This window comes from Marinifilum caeruleilacunae (assembly GCF_013141825.1).
GTDB lineage: Bacteria > Bacteroidota > Bacteroidia > Bacteroidales > Marinifilaceae > Marinifilum > Marinifilum caeruleilacunae.
This window is the reverse complement of record NZ_RZNH01000004.1, coordinates 66,445-81,036: the sequence shown is the minus strand read 5'-3', so window position 1 is coordinate 81,036 and position 14,592 is coordinate 66,445. Positions and strand designations below refer to the sequence as shown.

The following is a 14,592-nucleotide window of genomic DNA, read 5'->3' as shown; positions in this document are numbered from 1 at the left end:
ATAAAAATACATAGAAATGAACTGAACATCTATATTTCTGATGATAATAAGTTATGTGATTTGATTGAGAGCAAAAATTAAAGTTTCGCACACGTTTGCGGAAGGTGGGAATAAAAGAAAATGCACCCTTAAGGTGCATACTCTATTTTAATTTGTCTTTAAAGACTTTTTTGAATTTTTCCATTTTTGGTTTAATCACAAAACTACAATAAGGCTGGTTCGAATTGTTATTAAAGTAATCCTGATGGTAGTTTTCTGCAATGTAAAATTTTGAAGCAGGAGTAATTTCGGTAACAATAGGATCATCCCAAGCACCGGAATTGTTTAGTTTTTCTTTATAAGTCATGGCAAGTTCTTTTTGTTCATCTGAATGATAAAATACTGCCGATCGATATTGAGTTCCAACATCAGCACCTTGCCTGTTAAGAGTGGTTGGATTATGTGTCTGCCAAAACACTTCGAGCAGATCCCCAAAGCTAATCACATTTGCATCATATGTAATTTGGCATATTTCGGCATGTCCTGTTTCTCCGGTACAAATTTCCTTATAGGTTGGATTTTTTGTTTCTCCTCCCATATATCCCGACTCCACTTTTTCAACGCCACTGAGTTCCTGAAATATTGCTTCAACACACCAGAAGCAACCAGCACCAAAGCTTGCTATTTCCATTTTTTTTGATTGATTTTCCGTATTCATACTTGTTTTTCCGAATGATACTCCGGAAATGAAAAGAGCAGCTACTATTATTAACTTTTTCATACTATCCGGTTTTTAGTTATTTATAATCATTCTAAAGATAGTGTTTGGATATCTGATATCAAAGTTAAAAGATCTTAAAGTATGCTATTGCTGTTAAGGATTCTTACTTATATTTGAGTATGAATCGGAACAAGAATATTGCTGGAATTGTACTATCCGGAGGCAAGAGCTCCAGAATGGGAACCGAAAAAGGTTTGGTAGATTGGAATGGAAAGGCTTTAATCGAATATTCAATTGGCTGTTTTAAAGAGCTTTGCAATATCATTGTGATCAGTTCCAATAATCATTCTTACGATGATTTTGGCCTTCAAATCATTGCTGATGAAATAAAAGATTGTGGACCAATAGGTGGAATCTATTCATGCATGAAGGCCATACAGGCCGACTATTATCTGGTAATTTCATGCGATGTACCTAAAGTTCCTTCTCAATTGTTTGCCGATTTATTGAAAAATATTCATGATGCAGATGTAATTTATGCACGCGACGAATTTGGAAAGAAACAGCCACTGGTTGCTATTTACAAATCGTCCTGTCGTGATATTATCGAGAGGGAGTTGCGAAAAGGGAACTATAAAATGATGAAATTGCTGCAGTTATTTCGAAGCAAAGAGTTTCCGATATCAGATCAATTGAATTACTATTCTGAAGGAATGCTTTCTAATGTAAACTCACCTGATGAGTTGAAAAACCTCTAATTTGATAGATTTCTTTTAAAGAATTTATTCGCCAATATCGAATAAAATATATTGTAATTATTTGGCTAAACTGCCTGTAAATAAAGGATGTTTGAGTCTGTTATTGCAGAAAAATAATTTCAAATGTAATTTAGTAGAAATCTAAATAGATGCATATGTGTTTAAATCAAGGCATTTCGACATTTTAACTTGTTTAGACCAATTACAAATCCCAAAAACATGTTGTAGAGCATGTTGTGTGATCCTCTTTTGATATATGTTTACATGCACAGATGTAGTTTTCTAGATGTGTTGATGTGTTAAAATAAAAGATATCACAAAATGAAGAGCAGAAGAGAGTTTATAAAGATTAGCTCCTTAAGTGCTGCAGGTTTAATTTTTGGAGGAGGAATTTTAGATTCCCTCGCAAATAATCTGCTTGAAAATAACAAGTCATTTTTTAAAGGTCCATATGATTTTACTCGTACTCCAACCTATTGCGAAGTATGCTTTTGGAAGTGTGCCGGTTGGGTTTATAAAGACGAACAGGGTAGAATTAAGAAAGTGATTGGAAATGATTTGGATCCTAACTGTAATGGAAGGTTTTGCCCACGTGGAACAGGTGGAGTCGGCATGTATTACGATGAAGATCGATTACAAAAACCTTTAATTCGAACAGGCGACAGAGGTAATCAAACCTATCGTGAAGCCAGTTGGGAAGAGGCATTTGAATACATTGCCTCAAAAATGAAACAGATCAAAAAAGAACATGGACCAGAAAGTACAGCCTTGTTTACTCACGGTTCTGGAGGTAAATATTTCGGAAAATTGCTGAAAGCTTTTGGTTCCAATAATATTGCTGCTCCTTCATATGCACAATGTCGTGGACCACGCGAAGTTGCGTTCATTTCAACTTTTGGTCAGGGAATTAATTCTCCCGAAAACACAGATATCAGAGATACAAAATGTTTGGTTTTGATTGGATCGCACCTTGGCGAAAATATGCACAATGGCCAGGTACAGGAAATGTCGGATGCAATTGATAAAGGCGCAAGCATAATTACTGTAGATCCTCGATTTTCAACAGTAGCTGGCAAATCAAAACATTGGTTGCCAATTAAACCAGCCACCGATAATGCCCTTCTGCTGGCATGGATGAATGTAATCATCAACGAAGAGCTATACGATAAAAAATACGTTGAAAAATATACTTTTGGATTTGAACAACTGAAGGATCATGTTCAAAGATATACTCCTGAGTGGGCTTATGGTGTAACCACTATTAAACCTCAGCAAATTAGAGAAACTGCCAGAGAAATGGCCAATGCTGCACCAGCAGTAATTGTACATCCTGGTCGCCATGTTACCTGGTATGGCGACGATACGCAAAGACTTCGTGCCGTAGCCATACTTAATGCATTGTTGGGAAGCTGGGGAAGACGAGGCGGATTTTACAATCCTGAAAAGGCAGAAGTACCACACTATAAACTTCCGGCATTTCCGAAACCAAAGAAAAACTGGCGAGATGCTATGGGAGGTAAATACAATTTAGCCGACTTGGCATTGGCCTCAGGTGTTTGCGATGCATCTATTCCAAGTCCTGATCTTGATTATACTGTGAAAGGCTGGATTGTTAACGGAACTAACCTAATTAATACACTTCCCGATCAGCAAAAAACCATTAAGGCAATACAAGAATTGGACCTATTGGTTGTAGTGGATACCATGCCAATGGAAATTACAGGTTATGCCGATGTTGTTTTGCCTGAGTGTACCTACCTGGAAAGATATGATGCACTTAGAATATCGCAGGGAAGAGAGCCAAGTATCGCCTTAAGAATGCCAGCTGTTGATCCACTATATGAAACCAAACCAGCTTATTGGATGGCAAGAGAATTGGCAAAGAAATTAGATTTGCTGGATTATTTTCCATTTGAAACCATCGAAGATGAAATTGATTGGGAATTGAAGCAAATTGGAAGTTCGCTGGAAGAAATGCAAAGGCTTGGAGTGAAACGCCTGGAACGCGAATATGACGATTTGTACTTCGCAGACAATGAAGATGTGGAATTCAATACAAATACAGGAAAAATAGAATTGTATTCAACTGCTCTGGAAGAAGAAGGGTTCGATCCGTTGCCAGTATATACACCGCATCCGGAACCCACAGAGGGCTTTTACCGCTTGATTTACGGAAGAGCTCCAATGCATACCTTTAGCCGTACTGCAAACAATCCTAACCTAACCGACTTAATGGATGAGAATACCTGTTGGGTAAATCCTAAGGTTGCCAAAGAATGGGACCTAAGCAGTGGCCAGTATGTTTACCTGGAAAATCAGGATGGAGTCATTTCAGACTTCCCAATAAAAGTAAGAGTAACCGAAAGAATTAGGTTCGATTCCATCTATATGGTACACGGTTTCGGTCATACCGATAAGCGCATGAAACGATGCTTTGGTAAAGGTATTAGCGATACCCAGATGATTACCAATGTAATGACAGATCCGATAATGGGAGGTACAGGAATGAGAGGAAACTTTGTAACATTTAGAACTGATATTAAAAAATCGGAGGTGTAAGCTATGAGATATGCAATGGCTATTGATACTAAAAAGTGTGTAGGTTGCAGCGACTGTGTAGTAGCTTGTCAGACCGAAAACGATGTGCCAATCGGGTATTGCCGCGATTGGGTTGTAGAAGTAATGGATGGTACTTATCCTCAATTGGAAATGGAATTACGCTCGGAGCGATGCAATCATTGTGAGAATTCACCATGTGTACGTTGTTGCCCTACTGGAGCAAGTCATTATTCGGAAGGTGGAACTGTTCTGGTAACTAAAAATGAATGCATTGGGTGTAGCGCCTGTATTACCTCATGTCCTTACGATGCACGCTTTGTTCATCCTGAGGGTTATGTTGATAAATGTACATTCTGTCTTCACAGGGTAAAAAATGGAATGCAGCCAGCTTGCGTAGCGGTTTGTCCAACCAAGTGTATGTATTTTGGCGACCTTGATGATCCAAGAAGTGAAGTTTCGGAAATCCTGAAAAAGAGAAAATATAAAACCTTAATCCCAGAGGCTGGTACAAAACCTCACTTGTATTTCTTAATCTAAAAGCGTGTTAAAATGAGAGAAGAAATTATTATAAGCGGAAGAAATAATCCTTTAATCGACCCTCAATTACATGTTTGGCATTGGGAAATACCAACCTATCTGTTTTTGGGAGGTTTGGCTGCAGGTTTAATGTTTTTTGCAGCTTTATATACCATTCGTAATAAGGAAAATGAATACAAAACAGCTGTTCGAATTGCTCCAATGTTAGCACCAATTGCTTTAATCTTGGGATTGGTTGCTCTGTTTTTGGATTTACATCATAAACTCTATTTCTGGAGATTGTATACAACCATCCGATTGGAATCGCCAATGTCTTGGGGAGCATGGACTTTAATGATTGTGACTCCAATGTCAATCATTTGGACTGCAATGCATATCAAAGAGATCTTTCCAAAATGGAACTGGAAATTTGATGTAATCGAAGAGCTAATAGCCTTTTTCCAAAAGCACAAGAAAACACTTGCGTGGATTATGCTGGTTTCATCGGCAATACTAGGAATTTACACCGGTATATTGTTCTCGGCTTTCAATGCACGCCCTCTTTGGAATACATCCATTCTTGGTCCATTGTTCCTGGCTTCAGGGCTTTCAGCAGGTGCTGCAGTTGTAATTTGGATGTCGAAAAACCATGCAGAAAGAAAGAGGTTTGCACAATTGGATCTCATGATTATTGGAATTGAACTCTTCCTGATTATTCATATGTTTATGGGATTTTTAGCAAGCACACAAGTACAGATTGATGCTGCTAATTTATTTTTAGGAGGAGAATATACTGCACCCTTCTGGATTTTCGTTGTATTCCTGGGAATGATTGTTCCGGCCATACTTGAAGGAATGGAATTGAAAGGCTTTAAAATTCCTGTTGCAATCCCTGTAGTTCTTGTACTATTTGGAAGTGTAATGCTTCGATTTATCATTGCTTATGCAGGACAGGAGAGCAGATGGCTTTACTAGTCAATAATTTGAAAAAACTAAAAAAACACTATAAAATGAGCGAAGTGAAAAAAACAAAATACTTTAATCCGTATATCGGTGGAGTATTGTTAGGACTTGTTCTTTTGGCTGCAAATTTTGTTTCCGGACGCGGATTAGGAGCCAGCGGAGCAATTAAAAGTGCAGTTGTTTCTACAGTAAATACGGTTGCACCATCGCATGCCGAAAATGCAACCTATTACAAAGAGTATAACGAAACTCACCCAAATCCAATGAAATCCTGGTTGGTATTTCAACTACTTGGTGTTCTGGTTGGTGGGTTTTTATCGGGTGCATTAGCCAAACGATTAAAATTTAAAGTGGAGCACTCTCCTAAAATCTCATCGAAACGAAGAATCATTTTTGCCATATTGGGTGGGATGTTCTTTGGTTTTGGTTCCCAGCTCGGTCGTGGCTGCACCAGTGGATCGGCACTAAGTGGAATGGCAGTACTTTCGGTTGGAGGATTTTTAACCATGGCTGCAATTTTTGGTACAGCTTTTATGTTGGCGTACTTCTTTAGAAAAAACTGGATTTAATTTAAAATGTATAAACAAATAGATTATGGCACCATTAATTGTTAATGAGATAATTTCACCTGATACCAATTTGTTCATTGCATTTTTAATTGGAATCGGTTTTGGATTTGTGTTGGAAGGTAGCGGATTTTCTTCAAGCAGAAAGTTGGCCGGAATGTTTTATGGGTACGACACAACAGTATTAAAAGTATTCTTTACTGCTGCGATAACGGCAATGGTAGGAATGTTATTTTTTAGTCTTTTTGGTTGGATCGATTTAGATTTCGTTTTCATCAACCCAACCTATGTAACTTCCGCTTTAATTGGCGGAGTTGTGATGGGTGTTGGTTTTATTATGGGCGGCTTTTGCCCTGGAACTGCATTCTGTGCTTTCGCAATTGGTAAATTAGATGCACTTGCATTTATTGGAGGATTAACTTTAGGTATTGTTTTCTTTACCGAAGGTTATCCATTATTTGAGGAAATGTACAAGGCAAATTACCTGGGAACTCCAACAATGAATGAACTTTTGGATATTCCGAGAGGAGTATTTGCACTGGGGCTTATCCTGATGGCATTTGCTATGTTCTGGGTAGGCGAATGGGCAGAAAAGAAATTCCCTCGCGAAGAGTACTAGGTCTTAACTTTTAAAAATCACTGAGATGAAAATGAGATTAATATTAGCTTCTGTATTTATTCCTTTGGGGATAATTATTGCAGCGATACCCGAAAATACGACCAAGCCATTCAAATTAACAGCTGAACAATTGCTTGATGAAGTGAAGGATGGAACACAATTCGTAAGTACAGATGAAATTGCTGATATGCTGGTTCAGAAAGATCCTAGCCTTCAGTTAATTGATGTACGAAGTCAGGCAGAATTTGAAAAATATAGCTTACCTGGAGCAATCAACATTCCTTTAACTCAGATTCTTTCCGAAGAATACGAAGAGTATGTCGATCAGGGAATTAAAATGAATGTGTTTTATTCTAATGGGAACTTAAAGGCAAACGAAGCGTGGATGTTGACCCGACAATTGGGCTATGAAAACAATTTTGTAATGCAGGGTGGATTAAACTATTGGGCCGAAACCATTTTAAATCCCCAGGCACCAAAATCGGTAATGGCAGATGATGAAATTGCAAAATATGATTTTAGAAAAGGAGCAAGTGCTGCCCTGGGTGGCGATAATGCTGTTCTAACAAATACAAATACAGTTAAAAAACCAAAACCTACCATCAAAAAACGCAAGAAGAAAAAACGTGTTTCGGGTGGTTGCTAGAATAAAACATTAAAAATTAATAAGCCTTTTCGATGATATTCGAGAAGGCTTTTTTTATGAGAAATCCCAAAGAAATCGATATAAATCGATTTTTAATTTGATGTGGGTCAATGTCTTTGTTGATTTGCTTAAGGTGCTGATATAGAGTTAATTTACATCAATTAAAAATTGTAAAAAAGTACAAAAAATTACTCAGATAAAGTATTGTAATGTAGATAGTTAGGAATGCTTAAGGATTGATATGTAGATATATGATATACAACATATATGGATATTGGTGGAGTTGGTATTTTGTGATCAAATCCTAATTATCAAACTAAATCATTACAGAAGATGACAAAAACTTTCAAACTTATTATTGCTGCATTTAGCTTGCTCCTTGGAATATTTGCAAGCGAGACTGCAAAGGCAACCGACGGATATTTTGGTGTTGGTTATGGCGCTCAAAACAAAGGTCTGGCTGGTGCAGGTATTGCCTGGTATAAAAACTCATTAATTAATGGTAACCCGGCGGCTCATGTTTACCTCGGTAAACAATACCAGGTTGGTGTTGGATTTTTTAGTCCAGACAGACAATATACTGTAACTGGCGCACCTTCAGGAATGCCAGGAACTTTTGGACTAATGTCGGGAACAGTAGAGAGTGACTCAAAATTATTCCTGATGCCTAGTATGGGAGCCAATTGGATGATCAATGAAAAGAGTAGCTTTTCGGCTGCGATTTTTGGTAACGGTGGTATGAATACCGATTACCCTACAATGACTTTTGGCGATATGAGTTCAGAAACAACAGGTGTTGATTTGGCTCAAATGTTTCTGGGGCTTACCTATTCAAGAAAAATTGCCGAAAAACACAGTTTAGGAGTTACGGCTTTATTGGCTTACCAGTATTTTGAGGCGAATGGATTGTCTGCTTTTGGCCCGATGTCGAGCGATGCTGCAAATTTAACAGGAAACGGACATGATAACGCATTTGGTTATGGTGTAAAATTTGGATATTTGGGTGAAATTGCCAAAGGATTACACCTTGGAGCCAGCTATCAAACCATGTTGTACATGAGTGAGTTTGATAAATATAAAGGTCTTTTTGCCGAACAGGGCGACTTCAATATTCCATCAACATGGACCATTGGTTTGGCTTACGAAATCAATGAAGATTGGACCGTTATGGCCGACTATAAAAAGATTAATTATTCTGATGTTGCTTCTGTATCGAACCCAATGGATCCAATGGCATTGCCACCAGCATTCTTAAATCCGGGTGGCGATCCTAATAACCCAATGGATTACACACCAAACCCAAACCATGTACCGCTTGGCGCTGATAAAGGAGCTGGTTTTGGATGGAAAGATATCGATATTTTGAAATTTGGTGTTGAGTATGCAGGTGTTGATTCATGGATTTTTAGAGCAGGTTACTCGCACTGCGACCAGCCTATCCCAAGCTCGGAAGTCATGTTTAATATACTTGCGCCAGGTGTGATGGAAGATCATTTTACCTTTGGTTGTTCGAAAGAATTAGGAGATTCAGGCAAAGCAATTCATTTGGCTGTTGTTTATGCTCCGGCATCAACTGTAAAAGGATTTAACCCAATGGATTTTGATGCTGCACAAGCAATGCAGGGAAATATGGTCCCAAATCAAACAATAGAATTGGAAATGAAGCAATTCGAAGTAGAAATTGCGTTCACATTCTAAACAAAAAACAAAACTAATAAAGGGAGGATTTTACGAATATCCTCCCTTTTTTTATGCTGATTTTGAAAAAGTACGCTTGTACAAGGCACTCATGATATCTTTAAAAGTATCAGGTTTAACACCCAGTTTTCTATTTTCCATACTGATTTCGTAGACCAGTTTCATGTGATGAATAATTACCTTGTAGGCTTTAAACAGTGGAAAATCAGGATCGTAAATGTGTGCCGGCTCCGAATTGGTGCCATTTAATTCAATAATTTTAATGTTTTTGCCTTCATACAAATCCTGGATGCTATTTACTTTCATATCGAATCTTCCGTAGTAATAGCCATCCAATGGTTCTGCAATTTTTCTAAAAACTGCAACAAGTTCATGGTTGATTAAACTATTGCCATCCAAAAATTTAGTTCCCCTGTTATGATTTCCAATGGGTTCCAGTTTGTAACTAATACCGCTGGGAATTACCTGGTTCCACTTCGATTTGTATTTATTTTTAAGATATGATATTCTGCTGGCTGCTCGAATATTTGCCTTTACCAATTCTGAGAATTGTAATTTTCCATTGCCGGTAATGGTCAGGAATTCTTTCCTTACAATAGAAGTAATGCCATCCTTTTTGCTTATTGGATAGCGGTGATAGAACACACCCAATTCGATAGGATAATCAATAAACTCCTGGAATAAAATTTCTTCATTCTTGTTTTTCATGAAGGGGGCTATATCAGCCTCCGAGTCAATTTTTTCAACCCCAACACCTCTTTCGCCAACATTGGGTTTGCACACAATGGGGAATTCAATTTGGTGTTCTTTCATCAATTTCTTGATTTCAGTTAAATCCAGGTTCGAATGACCCACAAATCCTTTGGGAACATATTTTTCATCCAGATTGCTTAAAATATCCATCTTATCCATACCAAAAGCTCCACCAAAGCGCATGGCAGGATTGGCTGGTGTAAAGTAGGCGAAAGCCCTGGCTTTTATGGCCAGGTAAAATCCGTAAAAGAACATTGGAATGTAAAAAAACCAAAATGGCCAAAATTCAAAATGAAACCATTTCGACAGTGCAAAGGGGATTTTTAACTTTCTCTTCATTCAGCTTTGTGTTATTGTTTATCGAACATTTAAGGTAATAAAATATAAAGAACTACAAATCTTTTTATCGCAATTAGATGAATGGTCTTTTAAAAAATAATATTGCTATGAAATATATTGATAATTTGATATCTTGTACGTATATCAAACCATTAATCTTACCTATGCATAATCAAATTATAGCAACCACTAACGAGATCGTAAGACAACTTATTGATTTGTGTGAGAAGATCAGTCCAAAGCAATATGTTGCACCTCTGGAACTATTGTCGAAAAATACAATTGGAAAGCATTTACGACATATTATAGAGTTTTACGATATTTTATTAGAAGCCTGCGATGAGGATAAAATTGTGAGTTACGACCACAGAATACATTGTACAAAAACAGAAACAGATATAGAATTTGCGAAGCAAAGATTAAAGAAGGCTTCTGATTGGTTGCAAAATGTTCCCGATCAAAAAGAGTTAAAATTAATGGTAAGCTACGATAAACAGGGAAAGGACAGTATTGTGATTCCCTCAAGTCTGGAACGTGAATTGGTCTATAATATTGAGCATGCCATTCACCATATGGCCATTATAAGAATTGCAGTTGAAAATGAATTTAAGGATGTAAATCTGGATCAAAATTTTGGAATTGCATACTCCACAATTCGTTTTAGAGATGATTTATGTGCACACTAACTTACATACCAACTGGTGAAGATCACTTTATTTTTACCACAAATAGAGATGAAGATCCCAAAAGGATTGCATTGCCACCTTGCATATACAAAACGAAACTATTAGAGAACCTGTATCCACTCGATCAAAGTGGGAATGGAACATGGATGTTATGCAATGCAAATTACAGTTTGTGCTTGTTAAATGGTGCTTTCGTGAAACACAAACATCAACCTCCATACAAAAAGAGCAGGGGACAGGTCGTATTAGATTATGAGAACTATACAGATAGCACCAAATTCGTCTTGAATTATAGTTTTAAAGGAATTGAACCATTTACCATGGTTGTGGTTCGTCATACTGATGGCAACAAACTGGAAGAAATCAGGTGGGATGGTGAGTCAATACACTATAAAGCACTCCAAAATGAAATACCTGCAATATGGTCTTCATCTACCTTATACGATACAGCTGCCAAGGACTTAAGAGTAAAATGGTTTAAAAGTTGGAAAGCAGAAAACACGTTTACTCCTTCAACAGTACTCAATTTTCACAAAAGCGCCGGTAAAGGAGATACAACGAATGGTTTAATCATGAACCGAAAGGAGATTGTGAAAACAACAAGCATTACTCAAATTGTAAGCGATAAATCTGGTCTGAGTATGAGGTACGAAGATCTGAAGGACGATAAAGTATATCAGAAAAGTTTATAGCAAGAAAAAAAGAGTCTCATTTGAGACTCTTTTTTTGAATTAGAAATTAAAATAAATGTAGTGTGATTTACTTTCCTGGACATTGTGAAACAATGGCCGCTGGAATATTTTGCTTTCCGTATGATTGGTCGAAATCAACCGAGAATTTCTGAGCTAACTTGTCAGCAGTCTTCTTGTAATCTTCCTTATTCTCCCAGGTATTAATTGGGTTAAGAATTTCAGTCGGAACATTCTCACAACTTGCAGGAATATTTACATGGAATAAGCTGTCTTCTGTATATTCAACATCGTTAAGTTTGCCGTTTAAAGCAGCATCAACCATTGCTCTTGTGTATTTTAGCTTAATACGCGAACCAGTTCCATATGAACCACCACTCCAACCGGTGTTAATTAGGAATACATTGGTATTGTGTTCTTCCATTTTTTCACCCAACATTTCAGCATAAATGTTAGGATTACATGGCATAAATGGCTGACCAAAGAAACGAGAGAAAGTAGCCTGTGGCTCAGTTACTCCGGTTTCGGTACCCGCTAATTTCGACGTGTATCCCATCAGGAACCAAAGCATTGCCTGCTCTTTAGTAAGTTTCGAAATTGGAGGCAATACACCGTATGCATCAGCTGTTAGGAATAAAATGGTATTCGGATTTCCTGATGTAGAACTTTCTTTAATGTTTTTCAAGAAACTAAGCGGATAACTTGCTCTTGAGTTTGGTGTAAATCTATCATCGAAGAAATCCATTTCTCCATTCGGATAAATCATTGCATTTTCAATAATTGCACCATGCTTGGTGTAATCATCTTCGTGCATAACCGCTTCGTAAATCTCAGGCTCGTTTTCAGGCTTGATATCGATCATTTTAGCATAACAGCCATTCTCAAAATTGAAAATACCATCATTACTCCATCCGTGCTCATCATCTCCTAAAAGAGCTCTGTTCGGATCAGCCGATAAAGTCGTTTTACCTGTTCCTGAAAGACCAAGAAGTAGGGCAGAGTCACCGTTTTTGCCTTCATTTGCCGAACAATGTAAAGGAAGTACACCTTTGAATGGCAAATAGTAGTTCATAACTGTAAACATCAGCTTCTTCATCGCACCCATGTACGAAGAACCAATTACAATACCGATTTTTTGATCGAAATCAACTACAACACAGATATCAGAAGTTTCTCCATTAGGAAGTTCTCTTACCAGGCCTTTGTAGCGATCTTTGTTCAATTTGTTGTTTGGTAATGCAATTAAATGAAATTCATCATTGGCAAAAACCGACTTTTCAAGATCATTTGGTACTGGTCTAAACATGTTGTCGATAAAAACCTGACTTAAACTCTTGTCAGTAATTGTTTTTACCGGTAAAGCATATTTCGAATCGGCACCAATTACTCTATCGGTAATATAGATGGTTTCCTTCTGGTCAATCATCTTCAAAGCGTCTTCATAAATCATCGAAAACGTTTGCGGACTCATGCCAATATTATTTGCTGAAGACCAGTCTATATTTAATTCACTTTCAGGATTTTTTACAATGTAAGTATCCTTAGGACTTCTACCTGTAGAGTGAGGAGGTGTCCATGTAGCAAGTGAGCCGTTCTTTGTTAAAACAGCCTCTTTGTTTTCTACTGCTTGAGTAATTAGAGATTCTCTTGAAAGATTCTCTTGAATGTTAGAATGCTTTTTTAATGATTCTTTTAAATCGTCAATCATATTAACTTCAATAGCGTTCATTGTGACATTTAATATTTGGTTTGGAGCTTCAAAAGTATGACTATATATGAATAAATCCTACTATGTATATATTTTTTTGTAATTTTTAATGTATTATTTCTCAGTAAGTTTTACTACTTTTACCGTGGGGAAAATTGATCTGGGGAGCTTGAAAAAGCTTCTTTTTTTCATTTTTCCCTTCTTTTTTTGTTTAAAATAATTACACCTTTCCTTTGAAATACAAACGTTTGCGTAAAATTCCGTAATTCTAAATAATTTATTAATATGATAAGTAGGAATTTGGATGAGAGAGTTGAAGTGTCACGAAGAATCTGATATAAAAGTTAAAAAAAAACCTCCAAAGCAACAGCCTCGGAGGTCTTAAAAATGACATTTATTTCAATTTTCCATCAAAAATGGAATAAAAAATCAATTAGTCTTTAGATCTTGGATGGAAATTTTTAATGGTTTCTTTCAAATATTCTCTATCCAGATGAGTATAAATTTCAGTAGTCAAAATTGACTCGTGTCCTAACATTTCCTGAACAGCTCTTAAATCAGCTCCACCTTCAACAAGGTGAGAAGCAAATGAGTGACGGAAAGTGTGAGGTGAAACATTCTTCTTTAAACCAACTTTCTTCGAAAGATTCTTGATAATTGTAAAGATCATTACACGTGATAATTTACGACCTCTTCTGTTCAAGAATAAAATATCTTCACTATCCTTATCGATATTTAATTTACCGCGGTAGTTTTTAAGATACAATTTGATTTCTTTTTTCGCTTTTTTTCCGATTGGAATTAAACGCTCCTTATTCCCTTTTCCATGAATTTTAATGAATCCCATACGGAAATGAAGGTTCGATACTCTCAAGTCGATCAATTCAGATACACGTAAACCACAAGAATAAAGAGTTTCAAGGATTGCACGGTTTCTTTGACCTTCCGATTTGTTCATATCAACTGCTTTAACCAAAACGTCAATTTCGTCAGTAGTTAAAGTATCAGGAAGTTTGCGTCCAATTTTTGGAGCTTCCAATAATGCAGTTGGATTCTTTTCAATAATTTCTTCTAATAATAAATATTTGAAGAAAGCTTTGATCCCGGAAATTACACGAGCCTGGGTACGAGGACTTGTACCAGCATCATTAATCCAGGCAACGAAATCCTTCAAATGCTGAAGTACAACCTCCTCTGGAGTAACTTCAATGTTTTTTTCCCTGAAGAAAGTCGTTAACTTGGTAATGTCGTTAATGTAAGCATCTACCGAGTTCTTGGAGAGAGACTTCTCCAAGGTGAGGTAGGTCTTAAAATTTTCAATCGTTGTTGTCCATTTCATTTTTTATCCAGTTTTTAGTATGTAGTTATAGTTGTAAATAATTTGCTTTATAA

At 36.9% G+C, this 14,592-nt stretch carries 14 protein-coding genes; 10 read left to right on the top strand and 4 right to left on the bottom strand.

What is annotated here, in order from left to right; translation table 11 throughout:
• Window positions 1–142: 142 nt before the first annotated feature.
• The gene (gene msrA, locus ELS83_RS04105; protein WP_216616363.1) at window positions 143–760 is read right to left on the bottom strand and encodes a peptide-methionine (S)-S-oxide reductase MsrA; all 618 of its coding nucleotides are present in this window, start codon (window positions 758–760) and stop codon (window positions 143–145) included.
• 119 nt (window positions 761–879) lie between these two features.
• Between msrA and ELS83_RS04100 the strand changes: the two genes are divergently transcribed.
• The 8 genes from ELS83_RS04100 (at window position 880) to ELS83_RS04065 (ending at window position 9,025) form a co-directional block, all read left to right on the top strand.
• Window positions 880–1,458, top strand: coding sequence for a molybdenum cofactor guanylyltransferase (locus tag ELS83_RS04100; protein WP_171594257.1), 579 nt, complete (start codon window positions 880–882; stop codon window positions 1,456–1,458).
• 321 nt (window positions 1,459–1,779) lie between these two features.
• Window positions 1,780–4,017, top strand: coding sequence for a molybdopterin-containing oxidoreductase family protein (locus ELS83_RS04095; RefSeq protein WP_171594256.1), 2,238 nt, complete (start codon window positions 1,780–1,782; stop codon window positions 4,015–4,017).
• A 3-nt stretch (window positions 4,018–4,020) separates the two neighbouring features.
• Window positions 4,021–4,554: a 4Fe-4S dicluster domain-containing protein gene (locus ELS83_RS04090; RefSeq protein WP_171594255.1), complete on the top strand. Its 534-nt coding sequence runs from the start codon at window positions 4,021–4,023 to the stop codon at window positions 4,552–4,554.
• 12 nt (window positions 4,555–4,566) lie between these two features.
• Entirely contained in the window at window positions 4,567–5,508 is a 942-nt protein-coding gene (nrfD, locus tag ELS83_RS04085) for an NrfD/PsrC family molybdoenzyme membrane anchor subunit (RefSeq protein WP_171594254.1), read from the top strand.
• A 35-nt stretch (window positions 5,509–5,543) separates the two neighbouring features.
• Window positions 5,544–6,065 (top strand): YeeE/YedE thiosulfate transporter family protein, encoded by a 522-nt coding sequence (locus ELS83_RS04080; RefSeq protein ID WP_171594253.1) that lies wholly within the window; start codon window positions 5,544–5,546, stop codon window positions 6,063–6,065.
• 25 nt (window positions 6,066–6,090) lie between these two features.
• Window positions 6,091–6,681: a YeeE/YedE thiosulfate transporter family protein gene (locus ELS83_RS04075; protein WP_171594252.1), complete on the top strand. Its 591-nt coding sequence runs from the start codon at window positions 6,091–6,093 to the stop codon at window positions 6,679–6,681.
• A gap of 25 nt (window positions 6,682–6,706) precedes the next feature.
• A complete protein-coding gene (locus ELS83_RS04070; RefSeq protein WP_171594251.1) occupies window positions 6,707–7,327 on the top strand; it encodes a rhodanese-like domain-containing protein in 621 nt (206 codons plus the stop codon).
• A 333-nt stretch (window positions 7,328–7,660) separates the two neighbouring features.
• Entirely contained in the window at window positions 7,661–9,025 is a 1,365-nt protein-coding gene (locus ELS83_RS04065) for an OmpP1/FadL family transporter (RefSeq protein ID WP_171594250.1), read from the top strand.
• A 51-nt stretch (window positions 9,026–9,076) separates the two neighbouring features.
• On the opposite strand, the gene ELS83_RS04060 is transcribed toward ELS83_RS04065, so the two are convergent.
• Window positions 9,077–10,117: an ATP-grasp domain-containing protein gene (locus ELS83_RS04060; protein ID WP_171594249.1), complete on the bottom strand. Its 1,041-nt coding sequence runs from the start codon at window positions 10,115–10,117 to the stop codon at window positions 9,077–9,079.
• A 164-nt stretch (window positions 10,118–10,281) separates the two neighbouring features.
• Here ELS83_RS04060 and ELS83_RS04055 point away from each other — a divergent pair, with 164 nt between their 5' ends.
• Both ELS83_RS04055 and ELS83_RS04050 read left to right on the top strand, forming a co-directional pair.
• The gene (locus tag ELS83_RS04055) at window positions 10,282–10,803 is read left to right on the top strand and encodes a DinB family protein (RefSeq protein ID WP_171594248.1); all 522 of its coding nucleotides are present in this window, start codon (window positions 10,282–10,284) and stop codon (window positions 10,801–10,803) included.
• Window positions 10,791–11,495 carry an NRDE family protein gene (locus tag ELS83_RS04050; RefSeq protein ID WP_171594247.1) on the top strand — a complete coding sequence of 235 codons (705 nt, stop codon included), beginning with the start codon at window positions 10,791–10,793 and terminating at the stop codon, window positions 11,493–11,495. The genes ELS83_RS04055 and ELS83_RS04050 overlap by 13 nt, the downstream gene beginning before the upstream one ends.
• A gap of 67 nt (window positions 11,496–11,562) precedes the next feature.
• Here the strand turns inward: ELS83_RS04050 and ELS83_RS04045 are convergent, their stop codons facing one another.
• Window positions 11,563–13,221, bottom strand: a complete 1,659-nt coding sequence (locus ELS83_RS04045; protein ID WP_216616361.1) for a phosphoenolpyruvate carboxykinase (ATP) — start codon at window positions 13,219–13,221, stop codon at window positions 11,563–11,565.
• A 412-nt stretch (window positions 13,222–13,633) separates the two neighbouring features.
• The gene (xerD, locus tag ELS83_RS04040; RefSeq protein ID WP_054717346.1) at window positions 13,634–14,539 is read right to left on the bottom strand and encodes a site-specific tyrosine recombinase XerD; all 906 of its coding nucleotides are present in this window, start codon (window positions 14,537–14,539) and stop codon (window positions 13,634–13,636) included.
• Window positions 14,540–14,592 lie beyond the last annotated feature (53 nt).